The organism is Dysgonomonas sp. GY617, assembly GCF_015233815.1.
In the GTDB taxonomy this organism is placed as follows: domain Bacteria; phylum Bacteroidota; class Bacteroidia; order Bacteroidales; family Dysgonomonadaceae; genus Dysgonomonas_A.
Genome location: NZ_JADCLR010000021.1, coordinates 34969 through 56752, shown reverse-complemented (window position 1 = coordinate 56752; position 21784 = coordinate 34969). Strand labels below are relative to the sequence as shown.

14 protein-coding genes and 1 tRNA gene are annotated in these 21784 nt (G+C 35.9%); 5 read left to right on the top strand and 10 right to left on the bottom strand.

The genetic code is table 11. The annotated features are described in order from the left end of the window. Positions 1-265: 265 nt before the first annotated feature. The 5 genes from IR022_RS10080 to IR022_RS10060 form a co-directional block, all read right to left on the bottom strand. Complete coding sequence (locus tag IR022_RS10080; protein ID WP_194203612.1) at positions 266-1006, bottom strand: phosphodiester glycosidase family protein; 741 nt, start codon at positions 1004-1006, stop codon at positions 266-268. Positions 1007-1051: 45 nt separating this feature from the next. After that, on the bottom strand, positions 1052-2356 hold the full coding sequence (locus tag IR022_RS10075) for a SpoIID/LytB domain-containing protein (RefSeq protein ID WP_194203611.1): 1305 nt from the start codon (positions 2354-2356) through the stop codon (positions 1052-1054). Positions 2357-2537: 181 nt separating this feature from the next. Further along, positions 2538-3029: a DUF4251 domain-containing protein gene (locus IR022_RS10070; protein WP_194203610.1), complete on the bottom strand. Its 492-nt coding sequence runs from the start codon at positions 3027-3029 to the stop codon at positions 2538-2540. 99 nt (positions 3030-3128) lie between these two features. Next, positions 3129-3521: a diacylglycerol kinase family protein gene (locus IR022_RS10065; protein ID WP_194203609.1), complete on the bottom strand. Its 393-nt coding sequence runs from the start codon at positions 3519-3521 to the stop codon at positions 3129-3131. Between the two features lies 1 nt (position 3522). After that, on the bottom strand, positions 3523-4713 hold the full coding sequence (locus tag IR022_RS10060) for an MFS transporter (protein WP_194203608.1): 1191 nt from the start codon (positions 4711-4713) through the stop codon (positions 3523-3525). A gap of 137 nt (positions 4714-4850) precedes the next feature. Between IR022_RS10060 and IR022_RS10055 the strand changes: the two genes are divergently transcribed. Continuing rightward, positions 4851-4923: transfer RNA gene (locus tag IR022_RS10055), tRNA-Lys, on the top strand. Between the two features lie 224 nt (positions 4924-5147). Here the strand turns inward: IR022_RS10055 and IR022_RS10050 are convergent. The 5 genes from IR022_RS10050 to IR022_RS10030 form a co-directional block, all read right to left on the bottom strand. Then, the gene (locus IR022_RS10050; RefSeq protein ID WP_194203607.1) at positions 5148-6362 is read right to left on the bottom strand and encodes a hypothetical protein; all 1215 of its coding nucleotides are present in this window, start codon (positions 6360-6362) and stop codon (positions 5148-5150) included. Between the two features lie 21 nt (positions 6363-6383). Continuing rightward, a complete protein-coding gene (locus tag IR022_RS10045) occupies positions 6384-7592 on the bottom strand; it encodes a hypothetical protein (RefSeq protein WP_194203606.1) in 1209 nt (402 codons plus the stop codon). A 41-nt stretch (positions 7593-7633) separates the two neighbouring features. Further along, positions 7634-8851 (bottom strand): hypothetical protein, encoded by a 1218-nt coding sequence (locus IR022_RS10040; protein WP_194203605.1) that lies wholly within the window; start codon positions 8849-8851, stop codon positions 7634-7636. 1310 nt (positions 8852-10161) lie between these two features. Beyond that, positions 10162-11403: a cation:proton antiporter gene (locus IR022_RS10035; protein WP_194203604.1), complete on the bottom strand. Its 1242-nt coding sequence runs from the start codon at positions 11401-11403 to the stop codon at positions 10162-10164. A 176-nt stretch (positions 11404-11579) separates the two neighbouring features. After that, entirely contained in the window at positions 11580-15572 is a 3993-nt protein-coding gene (locus IR022_RS10030; protein WP_194203603.1) for a two-component regulator propeller domain-containing protein, read from the bottom strand. A 397-nt stretch (positions 15573-15969) separates the two neighbouring features. Here IR022_RS10030 and IR022_RS10025 point away from each other — a divergent pair, with 397 nt between their 5' ends. The 4 genes from IR022_RS10025 (at position 15970) to IR022_RS10010 (ending at position 21776) form a co-directional block, all read left to right on the top strand. Further along, positions 15970-17607, top strand: coding sequence for a glycoside hydrolase family 13 protein (locus IR022_RS10025; RefSeq protein WP_194203602.1), 1638 nt, complete (start codon positions 15970-15972; stop codon positions 17605-17607). 137 nt (positions 17608-17744) lie between these two features. Continuing rightward, complete coding sequence (locus IR022_RS10020) at positions 17745-18794, top strand: glycoside hydrolase family 130 protein (protein ID WP_050710417.1); 1050 nt, start codon at positions 17745-17747, stop codon at positions 18792-18794. After that, the gene (locus IR022_RS10015) at positions 18794-20056 is read left to right on the top strand and encodes an MFS transporter (protein ID WP_050710418.1); all 1263 of its coding nucleotides are present in this window, start codon (positions 18794-18796) and stop codon (positions 20054-20056) included. The genes IR022_RS10020 and IR022_RS10015 overlap by 1 nt, the downstream gene beginning before the upstream one ends. Continuing rightward, positions 20037-21776 carry a hypothetical protein gene (locus IR022_RS10010; RefSeq protein ID WP_410492814.1) on the top strand — a complete coding sequence of 580 codons (1740 nt, stop codon included), beginning with the start codon at positions 20037-20039 and terminating at the stop codon, positions 21774-21776. Before IR022_RS10015 ends, IR022_RS10010 begins: the two co-directional genes overlap by 20 nt. The last annotated feature ends 8 nt before the right edge of the window (positions 21777-21784 follow it).

Genomic DNA, 21784 nt, shown 5'->3' with positions numbered 1-21784 from the left:
ATTTTAAGGTATTTAACGAAATAATATTTGCTGAAAATTTAAAATACCGCTTTTTTAGGTAGCAAATGTGCTATTTGTTGCGTGATTTTAAATTAAAGTTTCTATAACCCTTCATTACAGATCGTGTTTATTAAGTGTACTACGTTATCTGTCCGATAGAATAGGTTTAGATATACTTAGTCAGACTTTTTATTATCGGTAATTAAAGAGTGTTTGTAGTCTGTAATTTGGTCAAGGTGTGTTATCTCTTTTGGGTTTTGTTTGTTCAGTTTGTAAGAGGCTTGGTTATTCCTATAATTACCCCAAAATCTCCATCGGTTTGCTTCCAGTCCTTTTCAGGTAAGTAGGTGCGTGATACATAGCCATCAAGATAAAGTGCATTTCTACAACCCTGCGATTTGAAATACATCGCAAGGTCATAAAAATTTATTTTAGTTTTCGACATGGCAAAAACAACTCTGTTATCGGGCAGAATACCCACACCATTGCGGATTTGTAAATTTGTAGATCCTTCTTTTAATTCGGGGTGTATCTGTCCGTCAATTATTAGCATTGGACCCGACTGGGTTGCATATTTTATATGTCCATTGTTAATAAAATCTTCAGTTTTGCAAATCACGGGGATGTTGTCTGCCGTAATATAAAAGACGCCGTTAGGCTTCAAATAAAAATTACCACTTCCCGAAGTCGTGTCTATGGGGCTTAAAGTTTTGAAGTTCTCAATATAAAGCCCTTGTGGGATATTATTTGCGTTGTACATCCCTCCGTTTACGGCAAAGAGAAGTTTCAGATTCTTATTTTCAACAAATGTTTTTAGATTTTGGATGCTTTTGATAATTTTGCTGCTGTCATTTTTCCAATACAATGCTAGATCACTTGAGGCTAAATCCACTTTATAATCAATAATGCGATCGTCAATAGACTTCTCATTAGGTGAAATGAAAAAGAATCCAACTGCTGATAATAGCAAGATAAGCACTAAAAAGAAAAACTTATTGCGATTCATTATTTTGGATTAAGTAATCATCTGCTTTAAGAGTGATTTTTTAGATTAATTATAGCTCTTTTCAATATCTGCTCCCACATAATAATGAAGCAATATTTGATCGTACAGATATCCTTTTTCACCCATTACAGCTGCTCCTATCTGACATAAACCGACGCCATGCCCCCAACCTGCACCAATTAGAGTAAATTGTTTGCCTTCTTTTTCTACATAAAAAGCAGAACTATACAAGTGTGAGGTGGATAGTATTCGGCGTATTTCGAGTTCTTTACCTATAGTTAAAGTCTTTTTCGATCCGACAATTTTTAATTTAATAAGCCTGCCCGAAGTTCCGCGTTGTATAGGGATGAGCTCTTGTATTACACCAAAGTCAATACTCGAACGTCTTAATACAAGTGCAGATAATTCTTCTTGACTGTATGAGACCTTCCATCTGTAGAAATCGATAGTTTCCTGATCGTAGTTATTAAGAACCTGACCCAGTATCTTTTTGTCCTGTGTGTTGCAAAATGCAGAAGGACGAGTTTTTATCCATTTCAAAGCCTCTGTTTCTTTTGTTAGATCGGGTAAGTCATTTGGATTAATGTCATCTCTGAGTTTTACTAAGTATGAGAATTTGGTGTTCTCCCAACAATTTTGAAATTCCTCTACTGCACCTCCACAACATTTAGAAAAACGTGCATCGCATATTTTACTTTCAGAGGTCAAAACCTGTCCTCTGGTTTCTGCAATGGCTTGTTTTACAATTTCAATATTTGATGAGGCTCTTGTTATTCCTTGATAGCGTTGGCAGTGATCGTCTGCACAAACATCAAAATTTACATGGTCTTCGCGATCATACCATCGTATGGATTCGGTTTCAGTTTCAGAAAAAGACGAATATTCGGTTTTATCGGCTACTATTTCTTTGTTTTTTTCTATTTGAGCTAAAAGCCAGCTTCGGGATATTACGGCGTGTGCTTTTAATAATTCCAGAGATGCTGTTGCACTCATTTCAGATGATATGACACTGGTAAGATAATCTTCAATCTTTATTATATTGATGACCGTTATTTGCTCGTCTTCAACTATAAGTTTCAATGCACCTTGAAACTCTTGATTCTCTTTTCGTTCCCAATGAAAATTAACTCCTATAATAACATCTTCTATCACAAAAGAAGCTTCCTTGTTTGTCGATTCAAATAATAATTGATCGTAAAGCGCTCCATCCCATAAGATTTTTCCTTCCTGATAAGTTGCAGTATTCTTACCTTTTGCAGTTTGTTGCAGACATAGATAATCAGTATGAAAATTAAAGGTGATGGTTTTATTGGATAAGATACCAACACTTACACTGGGTTCTATTGACATCGTTTATTGGTTTTGAGTTTATAGTATTATTTTCTGGTTTGTTTTTTGATATATAGACCTTCTCGGTTTTGATGCTATTTCAAAAGGGAGTTTGTCTGTTCTAAAGATAGGGAACAATTTGATATTGGCTAACAAATTATTTAGCATTTTGGAGCAGATATATCCTAAATGGATTATTCTTTTAATCAATTGTACCGTAGAATGAGATATTTTGTCTGTTGGTTGGTAAAGCATTTAGTGTGCCATACCCGCTTGGGCTTATTCGTAATAAGATTGAGATTCCTACGTTTTCTCTGTTTGTTATATCCAAAGGCTCAATTTTTATTTCATAGCTTCCATCTTTCTTCTTGGTGTCAGAGTAATTAAAGTTGGTGCTGGTAAAATCTATGCTGATATCTCTTGGATTGATAGGTGCAACATACGAACGTCCATAATAGGGAAGATTGGCTATAATAGTATCGTTCTTTACTTTTAGATAGTAGTCGTAATTGAGATTAACCGTTCTTCCAGACATTGGCTGTGCACTGGTTGCGTGAAATGTGAAGTTGCGATTCTCTATTTTTTCGGCATACTCCTTTGCCTTAGCTTGTTGTTCAGGCGTTAATTCTTTTGTTTTACATCCAATGAGAATAGCAAGCAAGATAAGGCTGGTTATTATAGATATCTTTTTCATATTGATAGTGTTTGTTCTTAAAACACTTAACGGTGGTAGTTGGTTCAATGATAGTGAATTAGAGAAGTAGTCCAATTAGTCGGTCTGTGAAATTCCTCTTTAGTTATTTACTAAAAGGATTATTTTCGGCAGAAAAATTAAAATGCCAATTACAACACTTGATATTGTACTAACGAGTACGGCTGCTGCTGAAATGTCTTTTACTTTTTTGATTAAATTATGATATTCAGGAGATACAAAATCAGCCAGATTCTCAATTGCGGAATTAAGAATTTCAATAGAAATAACAAACCCTATTGCAAAGCAAAGAATTATCCATTCAATAATCGAAATTTGAAATATAAATCCGCACACTATTACAATTGAAGATACTATAAGGTGTATACGTGCATTATGTTCTTCTTTGACTACTGTTCTTAATCCATTGAAAGCGTATGAGAAACTTCTGAGTCTTTTGCTTAAAGAGAATTTTTCGTTAGACTTATTATTCATGCTATTTCATTTTAGGAGAGAAAATCAAATGTATTAATAATAATATAACAACAAATGCACCTCCAGTTAATACAACTCCGTTCCAACCCATATATTCCCACGCCTTGCCTCCTGCAAAAGTACCGAATGATCCTCCTATAAAGTAGCTTGTCATATATACGGTGTTAAGTCTGTTTGTGGCATCGGGATTAGTTGAAAAAACAATGGTTTGATTACTTACATGGATAGATTGAAGCCCTACGTCGAGAATGAAGATACCCATAATAAGTCCCGCATAGGTAAATCCCCAAATTCCTAAAACAGCCCACGATACTATCATTAAAATAGTAGCGCACATTATTAGTGTGTTTTTATTTACACGGTCGGCAATTCGTCCTACCATGGAGGCAGCTAAAGCACCTCCAATACCAACAGCACCCAATTCTCCTGCAATATCGCTACCTGCAAAGAATGGAGGTCTTTCTAGGTGAAAGGTTAGTGTTGTCCAGAAAGCTAGAAAAGATCCTAATGCCAAAGCTCCCCTTATTGAAGCAAGGCGTAAACTTGGTACTGTTTTAATGTAATGTGAGATAGATTTCATAAGCCCCCAATAACTACCCTTAAAAGTCGGTTTTATATCAGGCAATAGAAAGAATATTAATATCCAAAGTATGAAAATAATTCCTGCAGCTATATAATATACCTGTCTCCATCCTAAATATTCTCCTAATACTCCACTGAAAATACGAGAGGCTAATATCCCGATGAGTAATCCGGTCATAACCATTCCTACATTTTTACCTTTCTCTTTGGGGTCGGATAATTGTGCAGCTAAAGGAACAAACATTTGAGGAACAACAGAGCTTAAGCCAATAAAGAAACTGGCTATAATCATTGTTGTAATGTTTTCACTAAGGGCAAAGGCGATAAGAGAAGCTATAATAAGGACAAAATCTAGAATTATGATTTTTCGCTTTCTAAACATATCTCCAAGTGGAACAAGAAGGAATAATCCCGCTGCATAGCCTATTTGAGTAATCATTGCAACATTATTTGCTATGGCTTCCGATACATTTAACTCTCTTGCAATTTTGCCTAATAGAGGTTGATTGTAGTAGTTATTAGCAACAACTAATCCTGCTCCTATTGTCATGAGCCATAGGGTGCTTTTTGTTAATTTTGATTGCTGAGTATTGAGTGGTGATTCGTTCATTATGACAGTCTTTTTGTGCCTTTAAGGCCTCTTGAATATAGTTTATCTAAACAAAGTTATGATTTTTCTTTCTGAAATTTCATTTTTTAAATAATTATACTACCTTTGCACTCGCTTTCAAGAAAAGCAAATAGGTAGATTCCGTAGCTCAGTTGGTAGAGCACATCACTTTTAATGATGGGGTCCTGGGTTCGAGCCCCAGCGGGATCACTAAACAAAAAAAAGACTTTCAAGAAATTGAGAGTCTTTTTTGTTTGTTTTCTTTCAAAGAATAATTTAGAAAGTTTTTATTTATTGTTGGAAATCTTAAAGGACGGACAAAAGTCAATCTTGATAATCAATTTTAGCTTGTCTAAACTTTGATGACACATATCAATTTGTCTCTTTTATTATTTTACACTATAGTATAAGAATATATTCTTTCTGGAAATTAATTATACACCTAAATACACAAACGTATTTACAACATAGTATGCTGATTTGTTATCTAATGCCAGACTATTCCCTTTAATAGGTACTGCAACTGTACCTGTTAAAGCATGAGTATGAGCTGCGCCATCACTGGCCGAAGTTCCGCTGAAAGTATGAGTATGAGCTGCACCGCCACTAGCAGAGGTCCCACTAAAAGCATGAGTGTGGGCTGCGCCACCATTAGCTACTGTACCACTAACGGTATGAGTATGAGCCGCACCACCACTGGCTGAGGTTCCACTAAAAGTATGAGTATGAGCTCCAGCAGTAGCTGTGGTTCTAGTTACTTGTCCACTTTTCATATTAAAGTCAGAGCTATATCCGCCACTATCCTTAGTGGTATTAGCCCGTGTCGGTTGATTATAACCATGCACATGTGCTCCATTATTAGTAGAAGTAGCACTAAAAGTATGCGTATGGGCTGTATTAGTTGATGTTAAACTGAGTGAATGTTGATGCCCCACTGAAGCCGAAGTTGCAGATAAAGTATGTGTATGACCTCCATTATCTGAAGATGTAGCACTAAAAGTATGTGTATGAGCCCCATTGCTTGATGTTGTAGTATTTATAGTACTACTTAGGGATATATTAGGAAGATTCTCTCTAGTTATTGTCTTTACATTACTACCACCAATGCTACCTAGCGTCTCTGCTCCCGTTTTGCTCTTTAATACTCTATCACGACTATCAGGAAGTGCTGTGGCAAAACCCAATGATTTTGCGGCAGTCTGAACATTAGCAGGAAAAGCAGTAATAGCTCTTCCATCTAATAAATACCAGCCATCATGGTCTGAAGTCTGGAAAGAGTTTTTTACACGTCCTAAGACAGTCTTGTAGTCATGTACTCCCAATTTGATCCAAACACTACCATTAAAGAAATAATATCCTGGCAATGTAATATTAGCTCTTTGTCCTGTTTTATTACCAGTAGAAGCATCTGTTATATAAACAATAGTACCTACCTGATCTGCTCCATAAAGAACATCACCCTTATTGGTCAACTGAGATAAAGTGAGGCGTGGAGCCTGTATCCCGTCTATATTACTCGTAACATTAGTTGACATAACATCTAAGGTAGATGCCGGAGATTTTGTATTAATTCCAACTTGCCCAAAAACTGAACTACTCAATAGTAGACTGAATGATATGTGTACCCAAAATAAAATTTGCTGTTTCATCTCGAAAATTTAAATGATATATTATTTACCCAAATAAATAAATGTATTTACAACGACATAAGCAGGTCTGTTATTTAACAATTTGCCTGCTCCCCCTAAAGGAATAGTTGTATTTGCCGAAAACGTGTGTGTGTGAGCTCCAACTGACACCAATGTACCACTGATAGCATGCGTATGAGCTCCATTATTAGCCAATGTTGCAGCAATAGCATGTGCGTGAGCATCAGCCGAAGCCAATGTTCCCGTAACAGGATGCGTGTGCCCGCCACCCGAAGTAAGAGTGGCACTAAGTGTATGTGCATGAGCGCCTGCACTACTGGTATTATGCCTTGTTAAGGCATTATAGTTATAAAGAGCTGCCGTACCTCTGCTATCTCCTCTATCAACATCGTTTATTACCTGAATATTTTCTCCCGTATGTCGGTGATTACCAGCTGATGCTAAGGTACCGCTCGCTCCATGTGTATGCCCTCCGCCAGCAGCTAATGTTCCACTAACCCCATGCGCATGAGCTCCTCCTGCAGCCAATGTTCCTGTGACGATATGCGAGTGATCTCCTCCAGTAGCTAATGTATTACTCACAGCATGTGTATGGGCTCCATTATTAGCAGCCGAACCATTAAATGCCCCCACTAAATTAATATTCGGCAGATTTGCAGTTGATATAGCCAAATCATTTATACCGCCTGTACTCATTATAACTTCAGTTCCCGTTTTTGGTTTCAGTACTCTATCACGAGCATCGGGAAGAGTAGTTGCAAATCCTAAGTTTTTAGCTGCTTGCTGAATATTAGCCGGAAGACTAGTTATCGCTCTCCCATCAAGCAAATACCATCCTTCATAATCTGATGGAGCGAACGAGTTTATTACATCACCCAGCTTTGCAACATTGGGGAAAGTAAATTGTTGCCAAACATTTCCATCAAAATAATAATAACCAACCTTAGTAGTATTTACTCTTTGACCAGTTTTATTACCTCCCGATATGTCTGTAATATAAATAATAGTACTTTTCTGATTGGCTCCATACAACGAATTGCCTTTTGCTGTAAGCTGAAGTAGAGTCAAACGCGGAGCTTGTATGCCATCTGCTACATTCACTTCATTAAATGCAGCTACATCTAGTGTAGACTTAGGAAGGGGTGTATTAATACCTACTTGTGCCACAGATAAGCTATTAACAGACAAATAAGCTAATACGATATGTAAAAATAAAATCTTATATTTCATACTTTTCAATTTCATAAATAAATAATATTTAGACACTCACCTTATTGCCCTAAATAAACATATGCATTCACTACTAAATAGGCAGACCTGTTAGAAAGAGCTGTACCACTGCCTCCCAAAGAAAAATTTGCATTTCCACTCAGTGTATGATTATGCGCACCTGAACTCTCCGAAGTTGTACTAAATGTATGGTTATGTGCAGTACTAGTAGAAGTTCCATCATAAGCATGGGTATGAGATGTAGATGCAGCATTTCCCGAATAAGTGTGAGTATGAGCATTATTAGAGGATGTCGCACTAAAAGTATGAGTGTGAGCTCCTGCTGCATCAATCTGGTTATTAGTCGGAACGTCTACACTCACCTTAGAAACCAAAGGTCCCCTATCTTTTGTTGTTGCTCTTGGAGGTGCCAGATAAGTATGGGTATGATTTCCTGTATTACTTGATGTCCCACTGAATGGGTGTGTATGAGCTGCTCCACCATTTCCTGAAGCTATACTACTCAAAGTATGAGTGTGAGCTGCCCCTCCACTAGCCGAAGTACCACTGAAAGTATGATTATGAGCTGACCCTCCACTAGCCGAAGTTCCGCTAAAAGTATGAGCATGAGACGCCCCTCCACTAGCCGAAATGCCACTAAAGCTACCTGATAAGTTAAGATTAGGTAAGTTTGCCTCTGCAATAGTGAATGTGTTGGTTCCACCAATAACTCCAACAGCTTCGGTTCCTGTCTTAGTCTTAAGAAAACGGTCTCTAGTATCTGGTAGATTATTTGTAAAACCAAGTTTCTGCGCTATTGGTCGTAAATTTGCAGGAAGACTCGCGACAGTTCTCCCATTCATTAAATACCATCCATCATGATCTGTTTCAACAACCGAATATTTAATATCACCAGGCAATACCTTCGGCTCTGGAATTCCCAGATTTTGCCAAAAACTTCCATCAAAATAATAATACCCCGGAGAAGAAATATTTACCCGTTGTCCGGTTCTATCTCCTCCCGATACATTCGTTATATAAATCAGTGCCCCTATCTGATTAGCTCCATACAAAGAACTTATTTTGGCTGTTAATGCAGCTAAAGTTAAACGGGGAGCCTGAATGCCTGCAACCCTATTGGCTTCGATACTACCTTCTATATCTAGTGTAGAATGAGGTGTTGCTGTATTAATACCAATCTGCGCAAAAGCGAACGTTGAAATGGAAAAAATTCCAGTCAACAATATTCCTTTTTTTATACTAATAAAATCTATAATCATAACCTGTTGACGTTTTTATAGAACAATATCTCAAATGAAGAGTCTTATTTATGATGAGCGTATAATTCATCTAGCTAATCTTTTTTGTAGTATCTGCATTCGGATCAATATGAAAAATCTCTAAAGATCACTTCGTGTTAATACTTATCTGTCTCAGAAAGAATTTAACGATATATGCAGATTAATTCTGACTATTTTCTTCGTTTATTGATTGTTGTTTAGTTGTTGTTTTTTATAAATTGCAATTAACACCTTAGCGCTAATCTTCCAAGTATGTCATCCATCTCATGATTTATTAACAAAAACTCATTGAGAAGTTAAACGACGAAAAGCTCCAAAATATTCACTACAGCTAGCCTGTAGTACATATCTGCTTTTTCTTCGATGCACACATAGATTCAGAACAGCAAGAAAAATAGAGCTCACGATTGCTAAACCAATTGCTGAGGACAGTAGATTTCTGATATATAGTCGCTGTGATGATTTTTAGCATTAGCCGCTTGTTCCAGATTGAAGCTATCTTTATTTCTATAGGAGTGAAATGTATAGACGTTAAAAATCGTTTCAGGAAATAGCTCTCGAGAAATATATTCTTTAGAAAAATAGAATCATCAATAGATATGAGACTACCATTTATTCCATTTACAACAGGAGAGCATTTTGCTTCCGAAATAATTTGATTAACAATTAAGTAAATTGATAAAAAATTAAATGTTGTAGATGTTAATCTCCACATAATAATTTTCATAAATCTAACTTTGTTAGAAAAATAATTAAATAAAAAAGGAAAAAAACGTTAGATAAGGCAGGTTAGTTAATGGTCGTTTTACGTATAAAAAAATGCCTTATGTATACAAAAAAAATATTTTTTGGTGTGACAAATGTATGTATTTTTATTCGAAAAACGTATTTTAAACGCATTAAAAAATTAAAAAACAAATAATTACCTTTCTGTTTAGTGACATAATGACTTTAATTGACAGAATCTAAACCGTTAATATAGAGGCTCAAATCTTCATGACAAGATGTTAAATTATTATGTCTTGTAATTAATGAATTAGTTATCTTAATTACGGAGGCTGATCATTTTTCTTATAAATCTAATTCTTAGATTATATTTTAATTTAAAGTATCTGTTTATTTTTTTAGTAAAATAAACAGCCGAAATATTAACATCTTAAAATACATATATTACTTAATGCACCGTAAGCTATAGATAATAACTTATGGTAAATTATTTTTGAGGAAGACTATACAAAAACAGCTAGACATGCACGGTGTTAATCAATCCTCTTATTATATATTATCGTTTAGACCAACAGTCTTATCCTTCTTGTCGAATTTTCAACTAGAAACATCAGTAAACTGAAAATAATAATACTAAACATAACACTTGCATAGCCTATGTTTTGAATTATTTCGCCTTCGTGTATTTGTTGTTCTGTTACTGCTAACTGTAAAGGCATTGAAGCCAATACTGCGGATACCAGCCCTTTTGGATTAAGTATGCTCATGATTCTTCTATCTCGGGATGAATAACCTCTTCTGCAAAAAAGAGCAATGGAAGGTATACGTACAATAAACATAAGGCATATAAATAGAACACCCATTATTATATGATCCGACTCGGATAACTTAATGCTCATTCCTATATACACAAAGAAGAACGTTTTGAAGATGAATGCAATTTCCGAATAGAAGTTTTTCTCATCTTCCATAAGTAGCATCGGATTTTTGCGCTTTATGAAATTCTTCTCCGGATCTCGTTTCTCAAGAATATTGGAAAATTCATCAATATTACCCAACATAAAACCAAATGATAATACTGCCATACCTCCATTGATATCTAAAAGTTCACAAAAACCATAGATAATAAATGCCAAAGCGAAAGAGGTAAACATGCTATTCTTTAGTTTAGTTATAACATATCGTCGTATGCTCGTCCAAAAATAACCAGTGGCAAGACCGATAGAGGTAGCAAAAAGAAGTGAGATTGCCATATGTTTTATAGTATCAGCAACACTAAATGAACCACTATCCATTGCATCAAGTAGAGCCAATGCTCCTATTAGACAGACGATATCGCTTAATGCACATTCGAGAAAAACTACACTTTCAGCTTTCTTTCCTAACTTAAGTTGTTTTAGCATAGGTAGTATAATAGGAGTAGAGATACTACCAACGCAAGCTCCCATAAAAGCACTCGGTAATAAATCGAGTCCTAATCCATAATACCCTACTGCCATACCTACACCTACCGGAACGAGAAAATTAAATACGGTGAGGAGACTTGCGGGGCCGATAGCTTTGCCTATACCATCGAAGTTGAGTCGTGTTCCACTTTCATAAAGAATAACAATAAGAGTTATAGTCGTGAAAATTTTACCTAATCGACCTAAATCTTCGGGGCTGGCAAGGTGAAAAACCGGACCAATCAGCAAACCTACAAAGAGTAAAAAAAGAACATTCGGTATTCTGGTTTTCTCAAAAAGGGCATTAAAGATTAATGAGAAAAAAATCAGTGAACCAGTAAATATAAGTGCTACTTCCATTAAATATCTATTTTAATCAAACTTTAAACACTGGCTGGTTATACAATGTTCAGAGGGTATTATATCATTAAACTCAGAAACTATAATTTGTTTGATAAAAAGAATAACGGAGAGACTGTATATCGTTTTTTCGAGATCTGAAATTAAATGGAACTCTTTCAATCAGCAAATAATTATTAGCTGGGTGTATCATTGGCATCTCGGTATTCTTTGGGCGACATTTCGTACTGTTTTGCAAACTCCCGATAGAAATACGATTTGTTGGTGAATCCTGATTTAAACATAATCTCAGAAACAGTTAGTCGAGTTGATTTGAGCAGCTTCGACGCATGTGCAAGTCGTATTGTTCTAACAAACTCACTTGGAGTCTTATCTGTAAGCTCTTTTAGTTTACGATAAAGAGTAGCTTTACTTATGCCTAAGAAGTCAGCAATAGAGTTCGGATTAAGAGACTCGTCATCCATACTGTTCTCTATGAAAGAAATTATATCTTCTAGAAATTTTTCGCCTTCTTGATGCATCGTAATTCCGTCTCTTACTACCTCGGAAGATATACTCGAATTGAAATACTCTTTTAATGTTGCTTGTTTGTTTATCAGGTTTTCAATAGTTGATAGTACATGACGAGGATGAAATGGCTTGCTGATGTACAAGTCGGCTCCATGCTTGTAAGCATTGATATGATCCTCTATTGTATTCTTTGCAGAAATACTGATAATTGGAATATGTGCAGTTTTAGGATTCGATTTTAATCTATCGATTAATGTAATTCCATCCAAATTGGGCATCATTATATCGCTTATTATAATATCAGGGCGATTAATCTCTATTTGGTTTAATGCGTCTTCTCCATCAACCGCTTCTTGTGTTGTATAATAGGGTGTAAGAATATCTTTAAGTAATTCGGTGATATTTTTCTCGTCTTCTACAATCAATATAGATACTTTTTTATTGGATTGTATATTAAGCAGGTAATTGCTCTGAGGTACAACATTCGATTCTTCGCTGACAACATTCGACTTTTCCATTAATAATGGAGGAACCACTAATGTAAACTGTACAGATTCACCATACTTGCTGGATACTGTAATTTTTCCCCCAAGCAATTCAGTCAAACCCTTCGTAAGGTTCAACCCTATACCTGTACTTACGGCACTTTGTACTTTAGGGGTATCATCAAATATTTTATATTTGTTGAATATCTCAGCCATTTGACTTTCGGTAAGTCCCTTGCCCGAATTTCGAACGGTCATATGTAATGCATTCTCATGTTCTGCATCCTGCCATACGTTTATATGAATATAGCCATTTCGTGGAGTGTATTTAAAGGCATTAGAAAACAGATTGAAAAATATTTTCTCCAATGAATCTCTATCTGTATTTATAGTAGATGTATTATTCACCGTCACCTGATAGTCTATCTTATTTTCCTGAGCCATCTCGATATAGTTATCGGAAACATAATCGGTTAATAACTTCACATCAATTGTTTCGGGATGTAAGGGGGTATGTCCCGTTTTTGTTTTTCGGAACTCCATCAATTCATTGATGAGTTTCTGCATCCGCTCTGCATTATTCTTTATAATCTGTATATACCGTTTAGTATAACTATCGAGTTTTACACTTTCGAGCAGGTGTTGGGCAGGTCCATAAATAAGGGTTAAGGGTGTAAAAAACTCATGTGCAACATTGGTAAACAAATTCAATTTAGATTCATATACTTTTTGTTGATGTTCTTTCTCTATCTTTTTCAGAAACAACTCCCTATTAAGTCTGATACGATTCTTAATTACCGATTGAGTAACATACAACGCTATAAGCGCCAATAAAACATAAAGCAATATAGCTATGGTACTAAGCCACCAAGGATGTGCCACACTTATTTGAAGTTCGTACATATTTTTACTCCAAACCTTATCTCCATTAGTAGTCCTTACTTCCAATTTGTATTTCCCCGGAGGTAGCTTGGCAAAAACAATATTCGGATTATTCCCGTTGTTAATCCATCCTTCGGTATAATTAGATAGGCGATAAGCGTATTCGCAGTTCTCATTGTTGATAAAGTCGCTTGCTATAAATGAGAATGTAACATAGCGTTCGTCGTAAGACAGTTGTAAAACTCCATCTTTGATTCTCTCATTGATATTCTGAGAGGTATTGTATATTTTCAAACTGCTAAGACTTAATATCGGATCGAAGTTTCGTAATTGTATATTATCAGGATTGAAATAACTAAACCCGCTTACCCCTCCGAAATAAAGATTATTGTCTTTGTCCTTAAGATAAGCACCATCCGAAAATTCATCATTCTGCAAACCATCCATAAGAGTATAATTGGCTATTTTGCCAGAAGATGAATCAAGACGAGAGATACCTTGATTAGTACTTATCCAGATGTTGTTTGAGTTGTCTTCTAATATCCCATGAATTGTATTGTTGTTTAAACCTTCATTTTCTGTATATTGAAATATCTGCTTCGGATTGCTTTCCGTTTCCAATCGATTCAATCCATAACTAGTGCCTATCCAAAGATTCTGATCGCTACTGCTCAGCAAGCACAGTATATCATTATTTGTGAGTGGTAGGTCGCTATGCACATCTTCGAAATTCTCAAAAGTACCATTCTTAGTATTTACTTTATTAAGACCTGCCCCTCGGGTTCCAAACCACAATTCATTCTTATTACTCGAAGGAATAATGGTATAAATAACATCATTACTTAGCGATTTTCGCTGATCGGAGGAGATATATTGTTCTAAATCTTCTACTACATATTCATCATTTACTTTATTCAGTTTGATTCTTATCAATCCATATCCCGAAGTTCCCAGCCAAAGCAGAGAATCATTATTTGAGAAATAGATACTATAAATCGCTTTAAAAATGGGGAATCGAGAGGGGATATTTAATTTTTGTAAACGATTGTTTTTTGCATGTAGTATATTAATACCTTCACCTTCTGTTCCGATAAATATGTCATTCAGTTTATTTTTCTTGATTGAATATACCGAATTAGATATAAGTCCGTTACTGAGATTCTTATAGTCTGAAACAAGCCCCGTTTCTCTGTTTAATAATTTGATGCCATCACCTTTTGTCCCGATTAATATTTCACCATCTGCATTTTGACAAAAACTTCTGACAGGATGATTCGTCTTTACAGTCTGAAAAGGAGAAGCATATTTGTAGACCTGCAAAACACCTTGTCCATCACTTCCAACCCATAAGATATCCTGATTCCCAAAATACATAGTAAAGATGGGTACTCTATCAGAGACACCTTCTACATCCGTAAGTTTATCTTCTTTTTGATCATATTTGATACACCCACCCTCATAGAAGCTTATGTACAATATGTCTTTGTGATAAACAGCTTGCGATATAGATTTAGATAGATTGAAATCTAAATGTTTTATTAATGACAATGATTCATTTAGTATCGACAGTCCATTAGAAGAGGTTAAGATAAGCTTGTTTTCAGAAAAAAATATTCGGTCAATAAAACTATCACTTTTCACCTCTTTCTCATTGTTGAATGAGATTACGTTATCTCCTGTTTGCTTTACTTTATAGTGTTTAAGAGTGCCATTATTTAAGAGAAAATAGGCGTTATCGTTGTTATCTATCAAGAAATCTTTAATCTCGCCTTTTATCTGAATATCTATAGCCTTGAACAGTTGAGCTTGATCGTCAAAATAAAACAAACCCTGTTCTTTCACAAACGAAACTACTTTTCGGGAGGATGTAAGTCCCAGCATAAACGATTTCTCTTGCTTAGGGACTTTGTGATCTGGTCCGAAAAAATAATTGGTAAATGTTTGAGTCTTTCTGTCCCACCGGTTTACACCATAGTCTGTAGAAACCCACAAATAAGAGGCATCTTGTTCTACAATCTGTCGTATAATATTGTTACTGATAGAGTGCTTATTATTTTTATTATATCTGAATGTTTTAATATCTCTACCATTATAGGCGTTCAATCCATCCCATGTTCCGATCCAAACAGTATGTTCCGAATCCTCGAAAATGCAGTTAACCGAGTTGTTCGACAAACCGTTGATGTTTGATAGGTATTTTACAACATTTGTCGCATGCATAGGTAATGAGAGGGTTACGAATAACACTCCAATGAAATATTTAAAGGGAAATATTTTTAATAATTTTTCCATAGATACAGTTTCTTTTTACTAGCTGAAAGTGCTTAATGATACATCGTTAAATCACAACCAATAGTGATAGTTGTGTTCGAATGGATAATGAATTAAGGTTTCAGATCTTTTTTTGTTCAAAAGTTGCCTTTGTAAAACTACGAAAAATAACTGAAAACATGTTGTATAGCACCTGTATACTCTTTTGATAATATAGTGCACCTCATGGCTAGGCGTTCGCGATAGCTTTGTTTAAAAGAAACTGATTAGCGTATTACGCAAACAAACCTAAACCAGAACATTTAAAGAGTAACTCAAAAGAAGTATTACTAATAATATACTATCTAATTAGAACTGTACCAACTCTTCTGAAATATTAAAGTAAAAGAACAGAATACCTCTAAAAATAAAAATAGTTATGAAATCTACCTTATTGAATCTTACCCTTTTCTTCCTGTTAATAATGAATGTAAATACAGGAGTTGCAAAAGAAAAATCTGTTGATAAAAAATGGTGGAAAGAATCTGTATTTTATCAAATATACATGCCTAGTTATGCAGATAGCAATGGGGATGGATACGGAGATTTTAAAGGAATGACCGATAAGTTAGATTATTTACAATCGTTAGGAATTAAAGGTATTTGGCTTACCCCGTTTCTGACTTCTCCGAAAGTAGATAACGGATACGATATTGCTGATTATTATGAAGTTGACCCGACATATGGCACTAAAGCCGATTTTGATATTTTTCTAAAAGAAGCACATCAAAGAGGTATTAAGGTAATCATAGATATGGTTCTCAATCATACATCCACTGATTGTAAGTGGTTTCAGGAATCAAGAAAATCGAAAGACAATCCTTATCGTGATTATTATATATGGAAAGATGAGCCCAACAATTGGGAATCATTGTTTGGAGGTACAGCCTGGCAAAAAGATAGCTTAACTAATCAATATTATTATCACAAGTTCGATGTAAGAATGGCAGACCTTAATTGGGCAAATCCAGAAGTGGTTAGTGAGGTACAAAATATTCTTCGTTTTTGGCTTGATGCAGGTGTAGATGGATTCCGATTAGACGTAATCAACTTTCTCAACACTGATGGAATTACAACTGATAACCCAACAAAAGATGGACAACAGGATCACGTAAACGATATAAATCAATCAGGCGTAAAAGATGCTATGCGAATTATAAAAGCCACAGTAAACCAATACGATGATCGTTTTATTGTGGGAGAAATAGGCAGCGATAAAATAGAGGTTTTAAAACAATACCAAGCTCAGGATTTATTAGATGTTGTTTTCAATTTCAATTTTGGGAGTATCGCATCATTTTCGGTACAACGCATTTTTGATGAATTGCAAAGTATGGAAGAAAACATGAGCAATTACCCGACTTTGTTTTTCGGTAGTCACGATATGCCACGAATGATAGATCGGCTGGCAGATGGTGACCAAGACAGAGCTACAGCATTGGCAGCCTTAATACTTACCGCAAAAGGAGTGCCCTTTATTTATTATGGTGAAGAGATTGGAATGCACAATATTATTGCTCAGAATTTCGATGAAATGGTCGATATACAGGGGCGAACACAATACAGACTGGCTCTAGAGGAGGGTAAGAGCCTTGATGAAGCTCTTCGCTTTGGAAACGAGCATAATCGAGATAAGTCACGTAGTCCTATGCTTTGGAACGAAGATGCTTTTGCCGGATTTTCTAACGAAAAAACATGGATTAGAATTAATCCTGATTATAAAAGCTTAAATGTTGAGGCTCTAACTTCTCAAAAAGGTTCTATTCTTAATATCTATAAAGCATTAATAGCCTTACGAAACAGTGAAAAGGTACTGCAATATGGAGAATATGAAAATCTGGAATATGAAGACAATCAAATTTCGTTTACACGATCTTTCGACGATGATAAAATTACTGTTGTAATAAACTTCGGGGCAGAAAAAGAAATAACACTACCCAAAGGAACTTCGGTACTAATGGGAAGCAAACACCTCAAACCAAATAGTTTTATTGTTTACAGAAAACTCAAAGATTGAGATTCTAAAACCTGAGAAAACATGTTGTAGAGCACGTGTATACTCTTTTGATAATATAGTACACCCTATGGCTTCTAGTTCACGATAGCTTTGTTTCGAGATAACAAAATAAACTAACCATATAAAGAATAAAAGAAATGGATATCGCAAAAAGATTCGCTCAAAACCCATTATTAAAACCTGCAGACCTTGAAGCAGGAATTAACGGAATGGAAATAACCTGTCTACTAAATCCGGGAGTTTTTAAATTCAACGGCAAAACATGGTTATTGCTTCGTGTGGCAGAACGCCCTACACAGAAAGATGATGTTATCAGTTTTCCAGTATATAATAAAGAAGGCAAAATAGAAGTTGTTTCATTCGGTAAAGACGATCCTAAATTAGACGCTTCTGATCCTCGTGTTATTAAATATGATGGAAAGAATTATCTGACCACCATGTCTTACTTACGTTTAGTGTCAAGCGAAGATGGTATTAACTTTAAGGAAGAAGCAGAGTATCCTCCTATTTTCGGAGAAGGAGATCTTGAAGCTTTCGGTATCGAAGATTGTCGTGTAGCAACTACCGAAGACGGATTCTTTTTGACATTCACAGAAGTTTCTTCCGTAGCAGTAGGTGTAGGACTGATACACACCAAAGACTGGAAAAACTATACCCGTCATGGAATGATTTTCCCTCCACACAATAAAGACTGTGCATTATTCGAAGAAAAAATAGGAGATAAATATTTCACGCTACACCGTCCAAGCAGTCCCGAGCTAGGAGGTAATTATATTTGGATATCATCATCGCCTGACCGTTTACATTGGGGTGGTCACAAATGTATTGCCACCACTCGCGAAGGAATGTGGGATTGTGCTCGCGTAGGTGCAGGAGCTGCCCCAATCAGAACCGAAGAAGGTTGGCTGGAAATTTATCACGGTGCCGATTACAATCACCGTTATTGCTTAGGTGCTCTTTTATTGGATTTGAACGATCCTTCAAAAGTACTAGCACGTAGCAAAGAACCTATTATGGAGCCTATTGCTGAATACGAACAAACTGGATTCTTTGGTAATGTAGTATTTACAAACGGTCATGTAGTAGAAGGTGATACTATCAAGATGTATTACGGAGCTAGTGATGAGGTAATATGTGGTGCTGAATTTTCAATCGCTGAGATCTTAAAATCATTGAAACAAGCATAATGAATAAATTAAAATCAGAATATTTGTTTTTCAAACAGCAGGAACCTAATATGCGTACCCTGCTGATGACAAACATGCTCTATGCTCTAGTACTACCTGTGGTAGAGATATTTATAGGAGCTTATATTATGCGTAATACAAGCGATCCTATATCTGTAGCTTTCTATCAACTGTTTATGTATGTGGGCATTGTAGCAACTTCTTGCCTCAACGGTTATTTGTTACGGATTGTTAATGTAAAAGTCTTGTATGCAGCAGGTATACTGGTAAGTGGTCTGTCTATGTATGCCATGATGACAATAAAGTCTTTAGGCTTTATGGAATTGGGTATTGCAGGCTTTTCGATGGGTGCGGCTGCCGGATTTTTCTGGACAAACAGATACTTACTAACATTGAATAATACGACAGACGAAAACCGAAATTATTTCTTTGGTTTAGAATCTTTCTTCTTTTCAATAGCTTCTATAACTGTGCCGTTGGTTATTGGTGCATTCCTTAGTCAGATAGACGGAGTAACTATTTTAGGTATAAGTTTTGATGTAAATCTGGCATATCAGGTAGTAACAATAGGTGTAATTGCACTTACAGTTCTAGCTACAATTGTATTGTGGAGAGGTAAATTCGTAAATCCCATTGAACGAGACTTCATCTATTTTCGTTTTACTGTATTATGGAGGAAGATGTTAGTGTTATCGTCTCTTAAAGGAATGGTGCAGGGTTTCTTGGTTACAGCTCCTGCAATCCTTATAATGAAACTTGTTGGCGACGAAGGTGCACTTGGGCTTATACAAGGTGTAAGTGGTGCTTTAACCGCAGTTCTGGTATATATACTCGGACGTATTGCTAAACCCGAAGACCGTATCAAAATCTTTACAGGAGGACTACTTATATTTTTTATAGGTACACTTTTTAATGGTGTTCTCTTCTCGGCAGTAGGTGTGATTGTTTTTGTGTTATGTAAGGTAATTTTCCAACCGTTATTCGACTTGGCATATTTCCCTATTATGATGAAAACAATTGATACCGTATCTAAAATTGAAGGTAGAAATAAGTATGCTTACATCCTTAGTCACGAGTTTGGCTTGTTTTTAGGAAGAGCATCAGGATTACTATTATTTATTTTCCTTGCATATGGCGTGTCGCAAGATTTTGCCCTTAAGTATGCACTTATAGTAGTAGCGGCATTACAACTTATCTCTTATCCTTTAGCTAAGAATATTATTAAGCAAACTAATATGATTGATGAAAATGAAAAAAACTAAGTATCTATTAGGTCTATTTGTTTTGGCTTCGTTTGTATCGTGTTCGAATACTAAAAGCGAATCGTTTGGAACGAAAGTCGCACAAGTATCTATTGCACGTGTAGACTCTATGCCGAATATGCCTAGTCCATACAAGATTCTTGATTGGGAAGCTAAATCGAAATCTTTCGACCGCTTCACCTTCGATTGGAATAATAAAAGCGAAGTAGGTAACCTCATCTGGTTAGATGATAGCAGACGCAATGTAGATCAAACTACATTCGGTTTATATACTGCATTGAAAGACGTCCGTCAAGGAAAAGATGCTAATAATGGAGAATTTCACGAAAGCTTAAACTCTTTGGCTGCTCTTTTAGGTGCAGGACTTGTAGGAATAGACAAGACAAATCAAGACGGTTATAACTATGTGAAGATGATTCAGAATTATTTCAACACCGAAAATGGTTGGAATATTGTGATGAACAACACAACTCCTAGTGTAGGCATGTTGGGCGGTGGATATGGCAGAGATTGGTGGTACGATGTATTTCCGAATGCTTTATTTTATGCTGTTTCCGATGTATTCCCTAATGTGGAAGGAGCAGAACAAATTCAGCGTACGGTTGCAGAACAATTCGTAAAAGCAGACTCTATATTGAATGGTAATTACGACTATTCGTACTTCGACTATGCACAGATGAAAGGTATGGTAAACCATATTCCTTTGCAACAAGATGCGGCAGGTGGGCATGCTTATGTATTGCTTTGTGCATATCATAAATTTGGCGATCCTCGTTATTTGAAGCATGCTAAAAGTGCCGTTGAAGCATTAGTAAACCAAAAAGAAAGTCGTTTCTACGAAATATTATTACCTCTCGGTGCTTATACCGCGGCTTATCTGAACGCAACGGAAGGAACAAACTATGATGTTAAGAAATTACTTGACTGGACATTCGATGGTTGTAAAAACCCTGATGGACGCTATGGATGGGGTATTATTGTTGGCAAATGGGGCGATTACGAAGTAAATGGTCTGCAAGGTAGTATTACTGATGGTGGAGGTTATGCTTTTGGGATGAATAGTATCAAACCGGCTTGGCCTTTCGTACCAATGGTTAAATACCAACCTCAATATGCAAAAGCAATTGGTAAATGGATGCTGAATAATGTAAATTCAAGCCGTTTGTTCTTCCCTCAGGATATTGACGATAAACACCAATGGGCTCCAGAACTTAAGAATCTGACTGATAACAATATTTCGTACGAAGGATTACGTAAAGCCGACGATTATGGTAAAGCTTCTTTAAAAGGAGTAGAGCCTGTGGCAATTGGCGATGGTCCTAAATGGGCAAAAGGCAATCCAACAGAAAGTATGTTCAGTGTTTACAGTTCTTCTCCTATGGGTATTTTCGGAGCAATGGTGAGAGAAACCAATGTGGAAGGAATCCTTCAGTTGAACTGTAATGTAACGGATTTTTATGCTGAACGTCAGTTCCCTACTTATCTGTATTACAATCCTCATAACGAAGAGAAATCGGTAAGCTTCGAGACTAAACAACCTGTTGACCTATTTGATATTGTTGCAAAAGAGTATGTTTCTAAGAATATTTCATCAGCATCCAATTTCAAAATTGGAGCAAATGATGCTCGTGTTTTAGTCGTTCTATCTGCAGGAACAAAACTTGCAGTTGAGAATGGTAAAATAATAGCAGATGGAAAATATACTATCTCATACCAATAAGGTTACCA